Origin of the sequence: Scandinavium tedordense, from assembly GCF_024764965.1 — a bacterium.
Lineage (GTDB): Bacteria > Pseudomonadota > Gammaproteobacteria > Enterobacterales > Enterobacteriaceae > Scandinavium > Scandinavium tedordense.
Genome location: NZ_JALIGG010000050.1, coordinates 130688 through 148377, shown reverse-complemented (window position 1 = coordinate 148377; position 17690 = coordinate 130688). Strand labels below are relative to the sequence as shown.

The window sequence follows — 17690 nt, the reverse complement described above, 5'->3', positions numbered from 1 at the left end:
ATCAATCCCCTCGCCCCTTTGGGGAGAGGGTTAGGGTGAGGGGGAAAACAGCAACCGTTACTTCAACCCACCGACCAGCGTCTTACGGCTATCTTCCAGCGACACAACACGGCTACACACGTCTTTGCCGAACTTCTGGAAATCTGCCTGCTGGCTCTTCCACTCATCCTGAATCGCGCCCTGCAGGCCGCCGAGGCTGCCTAAAATACCTTGCAGTGGATTACCGCCGCCTTTGACGACCGCTTTCGAGCCCATCTCATTAATGCTGTCCTGTAGAATACCGCCCATCGCCTGATTCACCAGTTCCTGGCCATCAGCGCGAACTTGATCGATACCTTTGTAGTGGAACGTCAGGCCATCGGTACGATGCTCAATAATACGGTTCATCTGCTCTTTCAGCTGGGCATCAAGTTTGGTCAGACGCCCATGCATATTACTGCTGGCCCCAACCTGCTCGGTGATGATTTTGTCCAGCGCGACGCGGCCTTTGTCGACGCGGGAACGGGCGCCTTCGTCAATCCACGGCAGCGCGCTGCGCAGATCGGTCTGGTAGTCTTTCGCCTGCTCACGCTGAGCAGCGCTGAGAGTGTACTGTTTGCCGTTATACATCACGTTGCCATCAGGGGTGATGACCAGATTGCCGTTCTCCCCTTTCACCTGCACGGTTTGCGGGCTGAGGATAACGTCATCACGCGGGGTCACGCTGCACTGATAATCCGCCTGAGCGGCAAATGCGGTGACGGAGAGAGCCGCTGCCAGCAGCGTTTTGCGCATCATAGAAACTCCTGTAAAGACAAAACGGGCCAGCGATTGCTGGCCCTTTATGTTTGTTTAGTCCCACCAAACGTCGAAAAGTTCGCTGGTGCGTACCTCTTCGAACTTCCTGTCTTCCAGCCATTTACGCACGGCGGCCTGGTGTTCTTCGGTACATTTACCGATTTCCTGCATGCAAATCAGACCTTCCCAGGCCAGATAGCCGCTGCCATCAAAGGCCAGTTTATTCGGCTCAATCACCTCGTTGATAAACTCATCAACGATATGGTCGATTTGTTCTTCAGTCGTGCCTTCCGGGAAACGCCATGCAACGGAAAATCCTAATTCCTGAAACTCGTCGATGTGCATTTTTTTACGCAGACGACGGCTACGGTTCTTCGCCATTATTTCACCCTCTCGAACATTAAGTCCCAAACGCCGTGACCAAGACGATGGCCACGCTGTTCAAATTTGGTTACCGGACGTGATTCCGGACGCGGTACGTAGTCGTTGCTTTCAGAGAGGTTTTTATACCCGTCAAGCGACGACATCACTTCCAGCATGTGCTCTGCATACGCTTCCCAATCGGTCGCCATGTGGAAGACGCCGCCAAGCTTCAGCTTACTCTTCACAAGCTCTGCAAAAGGAGCCTGAACGATACGGCGTTTATTATGACGTGCTTTGTGCCACGGGTCAGGGAAAAACAGCTGCACCATGTTCAAAGAATTGTCAGGAACCATTTTATGCAGCACTTCAACCGCGTCGTGACACATCACGCGCAGGTTTTCCACGCCCTCTTCATGGGCCGACGCTAAGCACGCACCGACGCCCGGAGAGTGCACTTCAATACCTAAAAAGTTCTGCTCTGGTTTCGCGCTCGCCATGGTGACAAGCGATGCGCCCATGCCGAAGCCGATTTCCAGCGTGGTTGGCGCGTCGCGACCAAACAGAGCGGCAAAGTCGACAGGCGTTTCGCTAAACTCGACACCCATCACCGGCCAATAGTTATCCAGCGCGTGCTGCTGCCCTTTGGTCAGGCGGCCCTGACGGCGGACAAAGCTACGAATACGGCGCTGCGGGCGGCCGTTTTCATCAAAATCCGGTGAAATGACGTCGTTGTTCATAAAAATTCTGTCTACCTGATGAGTATTCGGGAAACGGGCATTATCCAAACTCAGGCGAAGTATGCAAGCATGGGAAAGATCCGGTTTACAGCCCGATGGCGCTGTGCTGCAATCTGCGTCCCTGATACAGCGAATCGGTAGCCATGCAAGCCTCTCAATTTTCAGCCCAGGTGCTGGACTGGTACGACAAATATGGGCGTAAGACCCTGCCCTGGCAAATGGAAAAAACGCCGTACAAAGTATGGCTCTCTGAGGTGATGTTGCAACAAACTCAGGTTGCTACCGTTATTCCTTATTTTGAGCGCTTTATGGCGCGTTTTCCAACCATCACCGATCTCGCTAATGCACCGCTCGACGAAGTGCTGCACCTGTGGACGGGCCTCGGCTATTACGCCCGGGCACGCAATCTGCACAAAGCCGCACAGCAGGTCGCGACGCTGCACAACGGTAAATTCCCGGAAACTTTTGACGAAGTGGCGGCACTCCCCGGCGTCGGTCGTTCCACTGCGGGCGCGGTGCTTTCGCTGTCGCTCGGCAAACATTTCCCTATTCTCGACGGCAACGTGAAACGCGTGCTCGCTCGCTGCTATGCGGTGAGCGGCTGGCCGGGCAAGAAAGAGGTGGAAAAACGGCTATGGGAAATCAGTGAAGACGTGACCCCGGCGAAAGGCGTGGAGCGTTTTAATCAGGCGATGATGGATTTGGGCGCGCTAGTCTGCACCCGTTCAAAACCTAAGTGCGAACTCTGCCCGCTGAACAACGGCTGCGTGGCATATGCCAACCACTCGTGGGCGCAGTATCCCGGCAAGAAACCGAAGCAGATCCTGCCGGAGCGCGTGGGATATTTTCTGATTATGCAGCACGACGACGACGTGTTCCTGCTTCAGCGTCCCCCAAGCGGTCTGTGGGGCGGGCTGTTCTGCTTCCCGCAGTTTACCGCCGAAGAAGAACTCCTCGAATGGTTAGCCGCACGTCAGATAAAAACCACGTCACTCGCGCAGCAAACGGCTTTTCGCCATACTTTCAGCCATTTCCATTTAGATATTGTGCCTATGTGGCTCAGCGTGCAGTCGATAGACGCGTGCATGGATGAAGGCGGCGCTCTCTGGTATAACTTAGCTCAGCCACCGTCAGTCGGGCTGGCGGCACCCGTGGAGCGTCTGTTACAGCAGTTACGCGCCGGCGCTCTGGTTTGAGCGACGGCCATAAAGAGGAATAGTCATGAGCAGAACCATTTTTTGTACCTTCCTGCAGCGCGACGCTGAAGGCCAGGACTTCCAGCTGTATCCGGGCGAGCTCGGAAAACGCATCTATAACGAAATCTCTAAAGAAGCCTGGGGCCAGTGGCAGCATAAGCAGACCATGCTCATCAACGAGAAAAAACTCACCATGATGAACCCGGAGCATCGCAAGCTGCTGGAACAGGAGATGGTTAACTTCCTGTTCGAGGGCAAGGACGTTCACATCGAAGGCTATACGCCGCCAGAAAAACAATAAGGGCCATTCGGCCCTTTATTTCAACCTGACGACACTTCCCGGAATGATGAAAAAATATTTAGCGCTAGCCCTGATTGCGCCGTTGCTCATTTCGTGTTCAGGCTCCAAAAAGAGCACGTCTTATAATGACGCTTGGGTAAAAGACACCAACGGTTTTGACATTTTGATGGGGCAATTTGCCCATAACATCGAGAATATCTGGGGATACAACGAAGTTCTGGTCGCCGGACCGAAGGACTACGTGAAGTATTCCGACCAGTATTACACTCGCAGCCATATCAACTTTGATAACGGCACCATCACCTTTGAAACCATCGCCGGAACCGATCCTGCCGGCCATCTTCGTCAGACCATCATCAAAACACTCCTGATGGGCGACGATCCGGGTTCAGTCGATCTCTATTCCGACGCCGATGATATCCAGATTTCCAAAGAGCCGTTCCTGTATGGTCAGGTGGTGGATAACACCGGGCAGCCGATTCGCTGGCAAGGCCGCGCGTCGAACTACGCTGACTGGCTGTTGCAAAACCGCCTGAAGAGCCGCAGCAATGGGCTGCACGTTATCTACAGCGTGACCATCAATCTGGTGCCAAACCACCTCGATAAACGTGCGCATAAATACATCGGCATGGTACGTCAGGCCTCGCGCAAGTATGGCGTTGATGAGTCGCTGATTCTGGCGATTATGCAGACCGAATCCTCATTCAACCCCTACGCCGTCAGTAATTCCGATGCGCTGGGACTGATGCAGGTCGTACAGCATACCGCCGGAAAAGACGTGTATAAGGCGCAGGGGAAATCCGGGACACCAAGCCGCAGTTACCTGTTTGACCCGGCCAACAACATTGATACCGGCACCGCATATCTGGCGATGCTGAGCAATGTTTATCTGGGTGGAATTGATAACCCGACCTCACGCCGTTACGCGGTGATCACCGCTTATAACGGCGGCGCAGGTAGCGTGCTCCGCGTCTTCTCCAGCGATAAAGTTCAGGCGGCGAACATCATTAACAGCATGGCGCCGGGTGACGTTTATCAGACGCTGACGACGCGTCATCCGTCGCAAGAATCGCGCCGCTATCTGTATAAAGTGAACAACACGCAGAAGAGTTACCGCCGGAAGTAATCTATGCCCTCACCCCACGGGTGAGGGCATCAGCCCGCACAAAATCCGCCCCCACCATACGAAAATGTTATTTGCGTCACTAATCCACTCTGCAAAAGAATAAATATTGCATTTTTTTGCTGGAGGTAACAAAACGACGCGCCCGACACCGATAGAATCGCATCAAATTCACGCCATAAATGTTTCTATAAAAACATCCAGCCGGTCACTTTGTGAGGAAAATAACATGAACCTTAAGCTGCAGCTTAAAATACTGTCGTTCCTGCAGTTCTGCCTCTGGGGGAGCTGGCTGACAACCCTCGGCTCCTATATGTTCGTCACGCTCAAATTCGACGGCGCATCCATCGGTGCGGTGTATAGCTCGTTGGGGATTGCGGCGGTCTTTATGCCGACGCTGCTTGGCATCGTGGCAGATAAATGGATCAGTGCGAAATGGGTCTACGCGCTGTGCCATTTAGTGGGTGCAGGCACGCTGTTTATGGCGGCGCAGGTCACCACGCCGGGCGAAATGTTTATCGTCATCTTGCTCAACTCGCTGGCCTATATGCCGACGCTTGGGCTGGTGAACACCATCTCCTACTATCGCCTGAAATCTGTGGGCATGGACATCGTCACCGATTTCCCGCCGATTCGTATCTGGGGCACTATCGGCTTTATCATGGCTATGTGGGCGGTGAGCTTCTCAGGCTTTGAACTGAGCCACATGCAGCTGTACATCGGCGCAGGGCTGTCGCTGGTTCTTACTCTGTTCACCCTGACACTGCCGCATATTCCGGTTTCGCGGCAGCAGAAAAACCAAAGCTGGAGTACCATGCTGGGCCTCGACGCCTTCGCGCTGTTTAAAAACAAGCGCATGGCGATATTCTTTATCTTCTCCATGCTGCTGGGCGCGGAGCTGCAAATCACCAACATGTTCGGCAACACCTTTCTGCACAGTTTCGATAACAACCCGCTGTTCTCCGGAAGCTTTATCGTTGAACACGCATCTGTGATGATGTCGATTTCCCAGATTTCCGAAACCCTGTTCATCCTCACCATCCCGTTCTTCCTGAGCCGTTACGGTATTAAGAACGTGATGCTTATCAGTATCTTTGCGTGGATGCTGCGCTTCGGTCTGTTCGCCTATGGCGACCCGTCCGCGTTCGGCACCATCCTGCTGGTGCTGTCGATGATCGTCTACGGCTGCGCGTTCGACTTCTTCAACATTTCCGGTTCGGTGTTTGTTGAGAAAGAGGTGCGACCTGAAATTCGCGCCAGTGCGCAAGGGATGTTCCTGATGATGACCAACGGCTTCGGCTGCATCCTGGGTGGCATGGTGAGTGGTAAAGTGGTTGAGATGTACACCGTGAACGGCAATACCGACTGGCAGAGCGTATGGCTGATTTTCGCAGGTTATTCGCTGGTGCTGGCCTTCGCATTCGTGGCATTGTTCAAATACAAACATGTGCCAACGGTTGCGACCGCACAGCCGGTTGCCCACTAATCGATTTTCACATTAAGGCCTGGCGGCACTACGCTGCCGGGCCTACAGCTCCCCAAGTACCCACGCCACCGACAGCAAATCCGCGCTGCCACCCGGGCTTAAATTCCGCGCGATCAGCGCATCGTCCATCGCCTCTAACGCGTATTTATCCCAGCCGTCATGCAACAGGTTTTGCGCAGAGTGCTGGACGTATTCCAGCCCGGCCATTCCGCCGCGCGACACCAAATTACTGTCAGTATTGATAGACATGAGTCGCAGCAACATCTCGTCAAGTCGATAGCGGTTCCAGTGCGGTAAAACGGCGTTGACCGTCGCGAAACCGCTTTCCGCTTCGCCGCGCGCGCCCGTCAGGCCGAACTGCTGAAACTGACGCTCGCCCGCCGTGCTCGCCGCTGGGCGTGCCATCAGTTCGCGGGCGACCACACCCTGGCATATCCTCCGAACTTGCAGGCATAAATTCTCTGCAGTTACGTCATTCATGCCTCCGGCAGCAAAGCACAACAGGCCGAGGGAAAATATCCCGCCTTTATGGCTGTTAATACCGTCGGTTGCCGCGTACATCGCCTGCTCACAGGCGATACCCATCGGGCGCAGAATACGCAGCTGTTCGGTCATATCGCGCGTCGCGTGCTGTGCCCCGAGTTCAGCAAAACGCGCAAACCATGGTGTAATCGCCCGGATGCTTCGCACAAACAGCGCGTGATCCATATCGCGATGAGAGCCGTTGTTGCGCCGGTCCACCAGCCCTGGTTTTGGCGTCAGTTCCAGCTCCTGCCACAGCGCCTCCTCTGCCAATGCCGGGACATTTTTAATGCGCGGTTTAGTCGCGGGCAAACCAGTCATCAATCAGCTTCTCCACGCTGGCAACCACTAACGCCTGCTCATGACGACGGGAACGCGAGCAGGCATGAGCTGGTTCATCACACAGCAGGCAACGGCGCTGTGAGCGGCCCAATGAGGTGCGCCCAACCGGCCCACTCTGCGGACAAATCACGTCGATATCCCACAGACGCCCCAACGTATGCGACTGCTCCAGGGTAGTCGCATACGCTTTAATTTCAGCGGCGCTATGCGCCACGCACCACAGGGCTTCCGGCCCGGTCGGCAGCCATAGCACCTGGCGGTCGAGCACCTGCCAGTGATATTGCCACAGCAGCTGGTCGCAGGCCTGAATGGCAACGCCCATGCTGTTGCGATAGCGGATACTGTCTTTCACTTCGCCAGGCGTCACCAGCGTCAGCGACACCACCGGCTGGCCGTAATGCTGCAACCAGTCGGCCTGACGCGCAGCGCGGTTGTCCTTCGCGGCCAGCATCTGGTCCAGTGTCACGCCCGGTCGGTGCAGCGTTTCGAGGGTCATTCTTTCTCTCCTTCGCCCGTTAATCAGGCAAGAAATTTACTGAGGATAAGCAGCGACACCGCCACATTAATGGCCCCGCCGATACGCGTTGCGATTTGAGCAAACGGCATCAGGCTCATACGGTTACCTGCGGTCAGGATAGCCACATCCCCGGTGCCGCCCTGCCCGCTCTGGCAGCAGGAAACAATCGCCACATCAATCGGGTGCATGCCAATCTTTTTACCCACAAAGAACCCGGTCGCCACCAGCGCAGACACGGTGCTGACGATAACCAGCAGATTGCTGATCGTAAATGCCGCCATCAGCTCATTCCACGGTGTGATTGCCACGCCAACCGCGAACAGCACCGGGTACGTCACCGCGGTCTGGAAGAATTTGTACACCACCTGGGAGCCTTCCAGCAGGCGCGGCGATACGCCATTCACCAGCTTGATGAACACTGCGATAAACAGCATTCCCACCGGCGCAGGCAGGCCAATCAACTTGTAGCCGAGCATCCCGAGCATGTAGAGCAGTACCGCCAGCAGCGCACCCGACGCGATAGTCGTCACATCCGTTTTCCCGCTGGAGACTGCCGCGTCTGGGGCAGAATCAGTTTCACCGTCACTCACAGGCATCAGTTGCCCCTCGCCGGTCAGATGCGGGTAGCGCTTGCCGAGCTGATTCAGGCAGCCTGAAATCACGATCGCGGTCAGCCCCCCCAGCATCACTATCGGCAGCACGCGCCCAAGCGCAACCCCCTGATCCATATGAAGTAAAGTGGCATAGCCTATCGACAACGGAATCGCCCCTTCACCCACGCCGCCAGCCATGATAGGCAGAATGATGAAGAAGAAAATCTGGAACGGTTCCAGCCCCAGCGCCATGCCGACGCCCATCCCCACGACCATACCGACCACTTCGCCACACAACATCGGGAAGAAAATGCGCAGGAAGCCCTGAATCAGCGTGGTGCGGTTCATGCTCATGATGCTGCCAACGATAATGCAGCAGATGTAGAGGTACAGAATGTTGGTGGATTTGTAGAATTTTGTGGTCGATTCCACAACCACATCTGGCAGCAGGCCGTAATAGACCAGCGCGGAAGGAATAAACGTGGCGCAGATAGCCGCCGCGCCGAATTTACCCACAATCGGCAAACGCTTGCCGAACTCACCACAGGCGAAGCCGAAGAAGGCCAGCGTGGCGACCATCACCACGATGTCGCTCGGCAGTTTGCCCCCGAGACAATCAATGGCGATTAGCGTCCCGGCAAGCAGAAACAGTGGCAGAGGAATGATCCCTATTTTCCAGCTATCCATAATGTGCCACCACTTCTCTCTCAGTGATGTTTTCGGAATATTTATTGTTTCATGGTTAACGGTAAAAGAATCATCGGTCGTGCTCATCATCGGCCCCTTGGTTATTTCACGCTTTCATCTTAGAGGGCCCACACTCGCTTTTACGTGAGGAAATTCAGATTAAAACCGAAGTTTTTATGGTCACTATGGTGTTAATGGTTTTAATTATTGAACGTGATCTACATCTTATTATTACGTGTGGTTTTTATGGTGTTAATTATTGCGAAACCCCTCAGAGAAGTGGCTGTGCAAACGATCACAAGTTTCAGTGAAAAGCGGCGTGACGGCTGGTTTTGATGATACAGTAAATACCATTTTTATGAGCGCGTGCGATGGTAATGAAGCTGTCTTTCCAGATAAAACTGTTTATATCCCTGGTGGCCTTTTTCTCTGTGCTTTTTGCCCTGCTCGGCGGATATTATTATGTCGACATGGGCCGTCAGTTGTATCAGGAAATGAGCATTAGAGCGAAAATACAGGCAGAAGAAATTGCCCTTATTCCCACCCTGCGCCAGGATGTCGCCAATAAAAACATCCCCGCCATTGATACCTTCATGCATAAACTTGCGGCGCACAGCGATGCCAGTTTTATTGTGATTGGCGATAACCACGCCCGCCATTTATTCCATTCTGTTTTTGTCGACCGCGTCGGTACGGAGTTGGTCGGGGGTGACAATCAGGAAGTGCTGGCAGGCAAAAGCACCATCACCATCCGCAAAGGCGGACTCGGTATTTCACTGCGCAGCAAAGCGCCCATTCTGGATGATGACGGTAAGGTGGTGGGCATCGTGTCGGTGGGCTATCTCACCAGCTATCTCGACGACGTTACCGTCAGCAAAATGGTCAATATTCTGATTGCCGCCGTTCTGCTGCTTATCGCACTCTTTGTCTTCTCGTGGTTCTTCACCCGCAGCATCAAAAAACAGATTTTCTCGCTCGAACCACGGGAAATCGGTCTGCTGGTGCGTCAGCAAAAAGCGATGATGGAGTCCATTTTTGAAGGTGTAATCGCCATTGATAAAGATGGCCGTATTGAGGTTATCAATCAGGCGGCGCGTAAATTACTGAACCTCAGCCAGCCTGCGCGACGCTTGCGTGGGCTGCCGATTGGCGATGTGATTGCCCCGGTTCCGTTCTTTGATCCCGCTGTCATGCTGGCGAAAGATACGCACGATGAAATGTGCCATTTTAACCAAAGCAGAGTACTCGCCAGCCGGGTCAGGATCATGCTCGAAAACGCGTTACAGGGCTGGGTGATTACCTTCCGCGACCGCAATGACATTGACTCACTCAGCGCGCAGCTTAGCCAGGTAAAGCGCTATGTCGATAACCTGCGCATTATGCGTCACGAACAGCTCAACAAAATGACCACCCTCTCCGGTTTGCTGCATATGGGTCATTACGACGCGGCGATCCGCTTTATTCAGGCACAGTCGGAGCATGCCCAGGAACTGCTCGATTTCCTTTCCGCGCGCTTCAGCTCGCCGACGATCTGCGGTCTGCTGCTCGGCAAAGCGGCCAGGGCGCGTGAGAAGGGCGTCGAGTTGCAGCTTGATCCCGGCTGCGGCATGGATAAGCCCTTCCCGACGCTGCCGGAGGCGGAGGTGATTTCCATCATCGGGAACCTGCTCGACAACGCGATCGAAGCCACCCAGCGCGCCGTGCTACCCCACGCGCCGGTCGAAGTACTGATTCGCTTAAACGAGCGGGAGCTCATTATTGAAGTGGCCGACCGCGGCATCGGGATTATCCCGGAACTCCGCGATCACATTTTTGAAAGGGGCGTCACCACCAAAACCCGCGGCGACCACGGCATCGGGCTGTACCTTATCGACAGCTACGTGACCCAGGCCGGCGGCACTATCGAAGTGGCCGACAACGAACCGAGCGGAACCATTTTCTCCGTGTTTATCCCTGTGCTTCAACCAGGAAGAGAAGAATCATGCAACACGACATTATTGATGTAGCGATTGTAGAAGATGAAAGCGAGCTCGCAGCCCTGCACGCGGAGCTTATCCGCAAACACCCACGGCTACGGCTGGTCGGAATTGCCTCATCGTTAGCCGAGGCGCAAACGCTGCTCAACGAAAAGCATCCGCAACTGGTGCTGCTGGATAACTATTTGCCAGACGGCAAAGGCATCACGCTGCTGAATACCCCGAATCTGAACCTCGCCAACTGTTCGGTGATATTTGTCACCGCCGCCAGCGATATGGACACCTGTAGTCAGGCGATTCGTAATGGTGCGTTTGATTACATTCTCAAACCCGTTTCCTGGAAGCGTCTCAGCCAGTCGCTGGAGCGGTTTGTGCAGTTTCACGAACAGCAGCGGGTATGGAAGATTGTCGATCAGCAAAACGTCGATTCGCTGTACCAGCTCCAGGCGAAAAACTACCGGCTCGATAACGGCAGCAAAGGCATTGAGGAGAAGACGCTGGAACGCGTGAAAGCGCTGTTTCAGGAAGAGCCTGAACGCTTTTTTTCCGTGGATGACGTGGTGGTGGAAACGGGGTTAAGCAAAACCACGACCCGACGTTATCTGGAACACAGCGTCGAGGCGGGTTTGCTAAAAGTGGAAATGCTGTACGGTAAAATCGGCCACCCTCGGCGGCTGTATCGCCGGGCGCATGAGAGCTAACTTCTCCGCGCCCGGCCAGGACAACACTACTTCAGCACGTAGCCGTACAGCCGTTTGATGCCATCGGCGTCTTTTTCGCTGTACACGCCCTGCAATTCCGGCGAGAAGCCCGGCAGCATATTGACGCCCTCTTCCAGTGCAAGGAAATAGCGCTGCACTGCGCCGCCCCAGATTTCGCCAGGCACCACGCACAGCACACCCGGCGGGTAAGGCAGCGCGCCTTCCGCGGCGATGCGCCCTTCCGCTTCACTGAGACGCACCAGCTCGACGTTGCCGCGAATAAACTCGATATTGGCATCCTGCGGATTCATCACCACCGCCGGGAAACTCTCCTTGCGGAACATCGCCTTTTGCAGATCCTTCACGTCAAAGCTGACGTACAGATCGTGCATCTCCTGGCACAGTTCACGGATCGTATAATCGCGATAACGCACCGGATACTTGCTGTAAATCGTTGGCAGCACCTCGGCCAGCGGCGTATCGTCTTCAATGTGCTGTTCGAACTGCCCGAGCATCGCCACCAGCTGCGCCAGCTTTTCGGTGCTTTCAGCAGGCGTCAGCAGGAACAGGATCGAGTTCAGATCGCATTTCTCCGGCACGATGCCATTTTCACGCAGATAGTGCGCAAGGATCGTCGCCGGAATGCCGAACGCCGCATATTTACCGGTGTGAGCATCAATCCCCGGCGTGGTCAGTAGCAGCTTGCACGGATCGACGAAATACTGATCCTGCGCGTAGCCCTCAAACCCGTGCCACTCCTCACCCGGCCCGAAACTGAAGAAACGGCGTTCGCGAGCAATGGCTTCCGTCGGATGATCCTGCCACGGACGGCCCGCCACCGTCGGCGGAATAAACGGTTTGATCATCTTGCAGTTAGCGATAATCGCTTTGCGCGCCTCAATCCCCAGCGCCACGCATTCCGCCCACAGACGACGACCACTTTCGCCCTCGTGAATTTTGGCGTTCACGTCCAGCGCCGCAAACAGCGGATAGAACGGGCTGGTTGATGCATGCAGCATGTAGGCGTTGTTCAGGCGTTTATACGGGCAAAAACGCGCCTGACCGCGAATGTGATTGTCTTTCTTATGGATTTGCGAAGTCTGCGAGAAGCCCGCCTGCTGCTTATGCACTGACTGGGTGACAAAAATACCCGGATCGTTTTCGTTCAGCTCCAGCAGCAGCGGCGAACAGTCGGCCATCATCGGAATGAACTGCTCATAACCAACCCACGCGGAATCAAACAGAATGTAGTCGCACAGATGCCCAATTTTATCGACCACCTGACGGGCGTTATAAATAGTGCCGTCATACGTGCCGAGCTGGATCACCGCCAGGCGGAACGGACGCGTATCGCCCGCCTTTTCCGGGGCCACTTCACGCACCAGCTCGCGCAGGTATTTATCGTCAAAGCAGTGCTCATCAATGCCGCCGATAAAGCCAAACGGATTGCGCGCGGCTTCCAGATACACCGGCGTTGCCCCGGCCTGAAACAGCGCACCGTGGTGGTTCGATTTGTGGTTATTGCGATCGAATAGCACCAGGTCGCCACGGGTCAGTAGCGCATTGGTCACCACCTTATTCGCCGCCGACGTACCGTTCAGCACAAACCAGGTTTTATCGGCATTAAAGACCTTTGCCGCGAATTTCTGCGCGCGCTTGGCCGCCCCTTCGTGGATCAGCAAATCACCCAGTTTGACGTCGGCATTGCACATATCGGCGCGGAAAAGGTTCTCGCCAAAAAAGTCATAGAACTGGCGACCGGCCGGGTGCTTTTTAAAGAACTCACCGTGCTGATGGCCCGGGCAGGCGAAGGTGCTATTGCCCATTTCGACGTACTTCGTCAGCGTGTCGAAGAACGGCGGCAGAAGATTCTCTTCATAGCGCGTGGCGGCGGTTTCGAGCTCCAGCCACTGCTGAACGCTGCCGCCGATAACGGCATCAACGCTTTCCGGTGCATCCACGGGTTCTTCAGAAAAAAGGAACACCGGCAGCTGAAAACCGGTGCGCTTTAGCAACGTGAGAATGCCGCTGCGGCTGTCCGCCACGGTAATGACGACTGCCGCCACGTCGGTAAAATCGGTACTGTCCAGCGCTACCACGCGGCGGTGGCTGGAAAGACGAGTGACCAGCTCACGGCTGGCGGCAATGTGCAAAGATTTCATAAGCGCGACTACCCAAATCGGGAGAGTAAAAGGCCCGGACACGGTATTGACCGTGCCCATAAACTGTCAGGGTCCGACTGGTGACCAGCTCCGACCGCCAGACATCAGTAAAAGCAGACGAGATCTGATTTTACTGTTGTCCTGCAGTGAGCGTGCGTTTCCCTCACCGCATGGTGAGCATAGAAGGTTCTGCGAGGATACGGGAGCAACTTCGCACGCGCGCGAAGTGGATAAGGCAATGTTGTTCGAGGATAAACATTCCGCTGCTCCCATGGGTTGAAAGGAGAAAATTCGCGCAATGATTACACCTTTCCAACAGGGGCGCAAGATGAATTCTTTATGCATAAAACCCTATTTATCGCTCTATAAATCGCTGCCACCTTCAATATAAATTCAGTATTAATGCATAAAATACTGGCGCTACAGCAGTAACTGAAAGCGCGCCAGCGATCGCGAATGGTGAGAGATTGCGCAGTCCGTCGCGAAACACATAAATTTCGTTGACGACGCGTGTCGAATTTAGTTTAATGCGCCCCGTTGCCCGGATAGCTCAGTCGGTAGAGCAGGGGATTGAAAATCCCCGTGTCCTTGGTTCGATTCCGAGTCCGGGCACCACTTTCACTTCTATGTACATCTCCAAAACTCCACAAAACTCAAGTATAATCACTGCCATATATCACTTTCGAACATTCCGAACTCCACTGACCTCAACTCAACTCTACCTTAATCAAGTTGCATCTGGGGGCTTTTCAGGGGGCTCTTCGTGTTCAACGAAATTTGAGGCCCCCATATGGCACTGACAGCCCGGCAGGTCGAGACTGCCAAACCTAAAGAGAAGGACTATAAACTCTCTGACGAACGTGGCCTTTTTCTCCTGGTAACCCCCACCGGAAAACGATACTGGCGCATGAAATACCGAATCGCCGGTAAAGAAAAAAAGCTTTCTATCGGCGTTTACCCAGAAGTCTCTCTGGCTGACGCGCGCGTAAAACGCGATGAGGCCAGAAAGGTGATTGCTGATGGCGGCGACCCGAGCGAGAAAAAGCAGCGAGAAAAACTCGCCAAAAAGATATCTGTCGTTAATACCTTCAGAGCGCTTGCTGTGGAGTGGTATAAACACAAGTGTATCTCATGGTCGGAAAGCTACGCTGAGAGCGTTCTGGAGGCTCTGGAGAAGGATATCTTCCCGTATGTGGGCAAACGTCCCGTCGCAGAGATCCTTCCGTTAGAGATGCTGGAGGTTTTACGTCTGATTGAAAAACGTGGTTCGCTGGAGAAACTCCGCAAGGTCAGGCAGTACTGTAATCAGATTTTCCGCTACGCCATCGCGACCGGGCGTGCGACGATTAATCCTGCTGCAGAACTGACCGGTACTTTGACCGCGCCAAAGACCGAGCACTTCCCTCACCTTCAGGCATCTGAATTACCGGCGTTTCTGGACAGTCTGGCTAATTACCACGGCAGTTGCATTACTCGCATGGCAACCAGTCTGCTGCTATTAACGGGAGTGCGTACGATCGAACTTCGGGCTGCAGAGTGGCAAGAGTTTGATCTGGAGAATGCGTTATGGACGATCCCTGAAAGCCGTATGAAGAAGCGCCGTAAACATCTGGTGCCTTTGTCAGACCAGGTTCTGGCAATACTACGGGAATTACGGACTTACACAGGTCAGTATCAACTGGTATTTCCAGGGCGCTGCAACATCAACAAACCAATGAGTGAGGCAAGTATTAACATGGTGATCAAACGTATCGGTTACGATGGTAAAGCTACCGGCCACGGCTTTCGGCACACCATGAGCACCATTCTGCATGAGCAGGGGTTTAATACAGCCTGGATCGAGATGCAACTCGCTCACGTGGATAAGAACTCAATTCGCGGCACATATAACCACGCTCAGTATCTGGATGGAAGGCGGGAAATGATGCAATGGTACGCCTGTTACATCAACGATCTTTATGAACCTGAAAGAGTGGACAAAAGATAGCAGATACCGGGGAGGAAAAATGGCAATCACGAGCGTCATCCCTCCCCGAATCAGCTATACCAATGACTCGGTGGCACCGACGGCGTGCACCATCTCGCCTACCTAAAACTCCTCACCAAAATACGTGACCAGTAAAGTACCGCCCTTCCGTGCCTTACCCAATAACAGTGCTCCCGGGCAAGCAATCACGGAAAACAGATATCTTTGGCCGATCAGGAACAATAGATAAATGAACTAAATCCCTTCGTCTGTTACGTTTGACGATGAGGCGATGATATCACCTCTATTCAGGTGGCCAAATTCAGTGTGCCACTACAATGACCCGGTAAGCCACTGAGCGGGCTCCATGAATAAGCAGTCCTCGCAGATAACCATCTCCGCGTTTTGTTATCCCGAGCAGTCTGACTTTACCTCCACTGCTGTGCTCCTTCGGAACCAGCCCCAGATAGCTGGCAAAATGCCGGCCATTCTGAAAATCAGCGCTGTCGCCCAGAGCTACCGTCAGGGCAGAAGCCCCTAATGGCCCGATACCGGGTATGCTTTTCAGTCTGAGGGTATCCTCATTTTGCTGGCTGATAAGCGCAAGACGCAGATCCAGCGCTTTAATCCGCTGCTGATTGTCCTGGAGTTCCTGCAACATCTCATGGAACAGCTCCCGGCTGAGCGTGGTGAGCTCATTTTCTGCATCCTCCAGGTGATCAGGCAGGTAGGCCATAATTTTATGAGCCCCCTTCGTTAATGCCGTGTTCACGTGCCAGTTGTGCGACGTTAGCCCCCGGCTCCAGCGACTTTTCTGCCAGTGCGATTTTGAACTCACGGGGAAAATTGGGCCTGCGTGGTCGCTTACAGACGGCGGGGGCTTCGGGTAAAACAGGTTCAGGGGCTTCAGGCAAGTGTGCTGTGCCCTTGCCTGGATAAACCAGATATTCGAGTTTTTCGGACTGCATGTCAGCAGGCAACGGCCAGCTTATTTCGTGCTTTGCGAAGCGAGCAAAAAAATCACAGATAGTGCTTTTAGGAATACCCAGGCGGCGACCGACTTCGAGCCGGAGTAAACGCTCATCAAAATGTATGTGCAGCGCATCGAGGAGTAATGTCCGGTATTTCATGGCGATAATGTCCATTATAAATGATGGACATTATTTTCTCTGAACCGGAGGGACGCCAACAGACGTCCTCCATGAGACGCTTACCCTGCAGCGGAAAGGTATAAATAACATAAAAGCCCCGTTCCACATCCAGTGGGCCGGGGCTTTAAAATAGCATTGTTTGTTTTTTTACAAAAGCTAACACACCTTGTAAGCATCCTGCATATACTTACACTGCGAGCCACATCATTTTATATTTCCAGAATAAACATTAAAACCCCCAGCGAATTCCATTCAACATGGAGGTAGCAGTCTTACTTGGATTTTATATTTTGCATGTTTACTGCTAATCTTATTAAGCCCAATAGATATACCAACATTTCTCAGCGCTGCGTTAAATGCAATAACAGTTACAGGCTGCTCTTTGTATTTCACTCGATTAGAGCGACTTTGAAATATATATCTATCCTTCGAATTTAATTTCTTTCTACGATTAATCAAGCCTAAAGCCTCAGGTGATAACCCCAAAGCAATGCCGTTATGTGTACAATCCAGCAGGCTTTCATAAATATCAGTGTATTGTAATTGCACTGCTTCGCTTACTTTAATATCCGTTAGAGAAAGGAAGTCCCACAAATCACTCCATGTATGACTTATCGACTTTAATCGCTGCTTGATTTCATTAAACTCGTCACGAGTTATTTTATTTTTCATACACTGTAAAATTTATGTTTTGCATAGTGCTAAAATACTGTAGCAGATTGTCAGCTAACAGTCTTGAGTAGTGGTGCTAAATAGCGCAGACATAAATATCAACAGTCTAAAGTAGCTGCCCCCCATCTAAATGCTACCACTGCGCCTACCCGCGAATAGCGGCACGCGACTAAGTGATTAAACTCTCAACCAGTTGAGTGGCTCACATGACCAAATCAACCACAACCATTATTGATTCGGCAAAACCGCTTTAAAATCTCGGGCGATTAAATCGTCGGCATAAGGTTGGTTTCTCCGCAATACGAGCTGTAGCGTCGACGACAGAAACGGCTCAGCTGATTATCAGGCGCGACTGAAGCATGAGTGGAAAAGGTTCTGTTACGATAGTTTTTGTTAGGAAAAAATCCCCCCTGAATGT

General features: G+C 53.3%; 15 protein-coding genes, 1 tRNA gene and 2 pseudogenes. 8 read left to right on the top strand and 10 right to left on the bottom strand.

Translation table 11 applies throughout. The annotated features are described in order from the left end of the window. Positions 1-57: 57 nt before the first annotated feature. Genes MUU46_RS04840 through trmB form a run of 3 tightly spaced genes read right to left on the bottom strand, consistent with a single transcriptional unit; the run spans position 58 to position 1877 of the window. The gene (locus MUU46_RS04840; RefSeq protein ID WP_159758577.1) at positions 58-777 is read right to left on the bottom strand and encodes a YggN family protein; all 720 of its coding nucleotides are present in this window, start codon (positions 775-777) and stop codon (positions 58-60) included. A gap of 54 nt (positions 778-831) precedes the next feature. Further along, complete coding sequence (locus tag MUU46_RS04835) at positions 832-1158, bottom strand: YggL family protein (protein WP_110511931.1); 327 nt, start codon at positions 1156-1158, stop codon at positions 832-834. Continuing rightward, positions 1158-1877, bottom strand: a complete 720-nt coding sequence (trmB, locus tag MUU46_RS04830; RefSeq protein ID WP_159758579.1) for a tRNA (guanosine(46)-N7)-methyltransferase TrmB — start codon at positions 1875-1877, stop codon at positions 1158-1160. The genes MUU46_RS04835 and trmB overlap by 1 nt, the downstream gene beginning before the upstream one ends. 143 nt (positions 1878-2020) lie before the next feature. Between trmB and mutY the strand changes: the two genes are divergently transcribed. From mutY to MUU46_RS04810, 4 genes are all read left to right on the top strand, one after another. Further along, positions 2021-3073: an A/G-specific adenine glycosylase gene (gene mutY / locus MUU46_RS04825; RefSeq protein ID WP_258964944.1), complete on the top strand. Its 1053-nt coding sequence runs from the start codon at positions 2021-2023 to the stop codon at positions 3071-3073. A gap of 25 nt (positions 3074-3098) precedes the next feature. Continuing rightward, positions 3099-3374, top strand: a complete 276-nt coding sequence (locus tag MUU46_RS04820) for an oxidative damage protection protein (protein ID WP_110511928.1) — start codon at positions 3099-3101, stop codon at positions 3372-3374. Positions 3375-3420: 46 nt separating this feature from the next. Then, entirely contained in the window at positions 3421-4500 is a 1080-nt protein-coding gene (gene mltC, locus MUU46_RS04815; protein WP_258964994.1) for a membrane-bound lytic murein transglycosylase MltC, read from the top strand. 226 nt (positions 4501-4726) lie between these two features. Further along, complete coding sequence (locus MUU46_RS04810) at positions 4727-5983, top strand: nucleoside permease (protein WP_258964943.1); 1257 nt, start codon at positions 4727-4729, stop codon at positions 5981-5983. Positions 5984-6025: 42 nt separating this feature from the next. Here MUU46_RS04810 and citG read toward each other — a convergent pair whose 3' ends face one another. The 3 genes from citG to MUU46_RS04795 are packed head-to-tail and all read right to left on the bottom strand — an operon-like array spanning position 6026 to position 8731. Next, positions 6026-6826: a triphosphoribosyl-dephospho-CoA synthase CitG gene (citG, locus tag MUU46_RS04805; RefSeq protein WP_258964942.1), complete on the bottom strand. Its 801-nt coding sequence runs from the start codon at positions 6824-6826 to the stop codon at positions 6026-6028. Further along, positions 6804-7343: a citrate lyase holo-[acyl-carrier protein] synthase gene (gene citX, locus MUU46_RS04800; protein WP_258964941.1), complete on the bottom strand. Its 540-nt coding sequence runs from the start codon at positions 7341-7343 to the stop codon at positions 6804-6806. Before citX ends, citG begins: the two co-directional genes overlap by 23 nt. 23 nt (positions 7344-7366) lie before the next feature. After that, positions 7367-8731 (bottom strand): 2-hydroxycarboxylate transporter family protein, encoded by a 1365-nt coding sequence (locus MUU46_RS04795; protein WP_159758644.1) that lies wholly within the window; start codon positions 8729-8731, stop codon positions 7367-7369. 290 nt (positions 8732-9021) lie between these two features. On the opposite strand from MUU46_RS04795, the gene MUU46_RS04790 reads away from it, so the two are divergent. Both MUU46_RS04790 and MUU46_RS04785 read left to right on the top strand, forming a co-directional pair. Continuing rightward, positions 9022-10650, top strand: a complete 1629-nt coding sequence (locus MUU46_RS04790) for an ATP-binding protein (RefSeq protein WP_258964940.1) — start codon at positions 9022-9024, stop codon at positions 10648-10650. Then, positions 10626-11321 (top strand): response regulator, encoded by a 696-nt coding sequence (locus tag MUU46_RS04785; RefSeq protein WP_159758591.1) that lies wholly within the window; start codon positions 10626-10628, stop codon positions 11319-11321. The genes MUU46_RS04790 and MUU46_RS04785 overlap by 25 nt, the downstream gene beginning before the upstream one ends. 26 nt (positions 11322-11347) lie before the next feature. Here the strand turns inward: MUU46_RS04785 and MUU46_RS04780 are convergent, their stop codons facing one another. Beyond that, a complete protein-coding gene (locus MUU46_RS04780; protein WP_258964939.1) occupies positions 11348-13483 on the bottom strand; it encodes an ornithine decarboxylase in 2136 nt (711 codons plus the stop codon). A gap of 539 nt (positions 13484-14022) precedes the next feature. On the opposite strand from MUU46_RS04780, the gene MUU46_RS04775 reads away from it, so the two are divergent. Together MUU46_RS04775 and MUU46_RS04770 are read left to right on the top strand one after the other, a co-directional pair. After that, positions 14023-14098: transfer RNA gene (locus MUU46_RS04775), tRNA-Phe, on the top strand. A 175-nt stretch (positions 14099-14273) separates the two neighbouring features. Continuing rightward, entirely contained in the window at positions 14274-15470 is a 1197-nt protein-coding gene (locus MUU46_RS04770; protein WP_258964938.1) for a tyrosine-type recombinase/integrase, read from the top strand. 316 nt (positions 15471-15786) lie between these two features. Here the strand turns inward: MUU46_RS04770 and MUU46_RS04765 are convergent. The 3 genes and pseudogenes from MUU46_RS04765 to MUU46_RS04755 all read right to left on the bottom strand — a co-directional run. Beyond that, positions 15787-16212 (bottom strand): annotated as a pseudogene (locus MUU46_RS04765) (transposase); the annotation flags it as partial. Next, positions 16202-16579, bottom strand: a pseudogene (locus MUU46_RS04760) (transposase); the annotation flags it as partial. The pseudogenes MUU46_RS04765 and MUU46_RS04760, both read right to left, overlap by 11 nt. A 273-nt stretch (positions 16580-16852) precedes the next feature. Further along, the gene (locus tag MUU46_RS04755; protein WP_258964935.1) at positions 16853-17272 is read right to left on the bottom strand and encodes a site-specific integrase; all 420 of its coding nucleotides are present in this window, start codon (positions 17270-17272) and stop codon (positions 16853-16855) included. Positions 17273-17690: the final 418 nt, after the last annotated feature.

Bases quoted from the DNA above. Each gene is read 5' to 3' on its own strand.
- MUU46_RS04840 (WP_159758577.1), bottom strand. From the start codon at position 777: ATGATGCGCAAAACGCTGCTGGCAGCGGCTCTCTCCGTCACCGCATTT.
- MUU46_RS04835 (WP_110511931.1), bottom strand. From the start codon at position 1,158: ATGGCGAAGAACCGTAGCCGTCGTCTGCGTAAAAAAATGCACATCGAC.
- trmB (WP_159758579.1), bottom strand. From the start codon at position 1,877: ATGAACAACGACGTCATTTCACCGGATTTTGATGAAAACGGCCGCCCG.
- mutY (WP_258964944.1), top strand. From the start codon at position 2,021: ATGCAAGCCTCTCAATTTTCAGCCCAGGTGCTGGACTGGTACGACAAA.
- MUU46_RS04820 (WP_110511928.1), top strand. From the start codon at position 3,099: ATGAGCAGAACCATTTTTTGTACCTTCCTGCAGCGCGACGCTGAAGGC.
- mltC (WP_258964994.1), top strand. From the start codon at position 3,421: ATGAAAAAATATTTAGCGCTAGCCCTGATTGCGCCGTTGCTCATTTCG.
- MUU46_RS04810 (WP_258964943.1), top strand. From the start codon at position 4,727: ATGAACCTTAAGCTGCAGCTTAAAATACTGTCGTTCCTGCAGTTCTGC.
- citG (WP_258964942.1), bottom strand. From the start codon at position 6,826: ATGACTGGTTTGCCCGCGACTAAACCGCGCATTAAAAATGTCCCGGCA.
- citX (WP_258964941.1), bottom strand. From the start codon at position 7,343: ATGACCCTCGAAACGCTGCACCGACCGGGCGTGACACTGGACCAGATG.
- MUU46_RS04795 (WP_159758644.1), bottom strand. From the start codon at position 8,731: ATGAGCACGACCGATGATTCTTTTACCGTTAACCATGAAACAATAAAT.
- MUU46_RS04790 (WP_258964940.1), top strand. From the start codon at position 9,022: ATGAAGCTGTCTTTCCAGATAAAACTGTTTATATCCCTGGTGGCCTTT.
- MUU46_RS04785 (WP_159758591.1), top strand. From the start codon at position 10,626: ATGCAACACGACATTATTGATGTAGCGATTGTAGAAGATGAAAGCGAG.
- MUU46_RS04780 (WP_258964939.1), bottom strand. From the start codon at position 13,483: ATGAAATCTTTGCACATTGCCGCCAGCCGTGAGCTGGTCACTCGTCTT.
- MUU46_RS04770 (WP_258964938.1), top strand. From the start codon at position 14,274: ATGGCACTGACAGCCCGGCAGGTCGAGACTGCCAAACCTAAAGAGAAG.
- MUU46_RS04755 (WP_258964935.1), bottom strand. From the start codon at position 17,272: ATGAAAAATAAAATAACTCGTGACGAGTTTAATGAAATCAAGCAGCGA.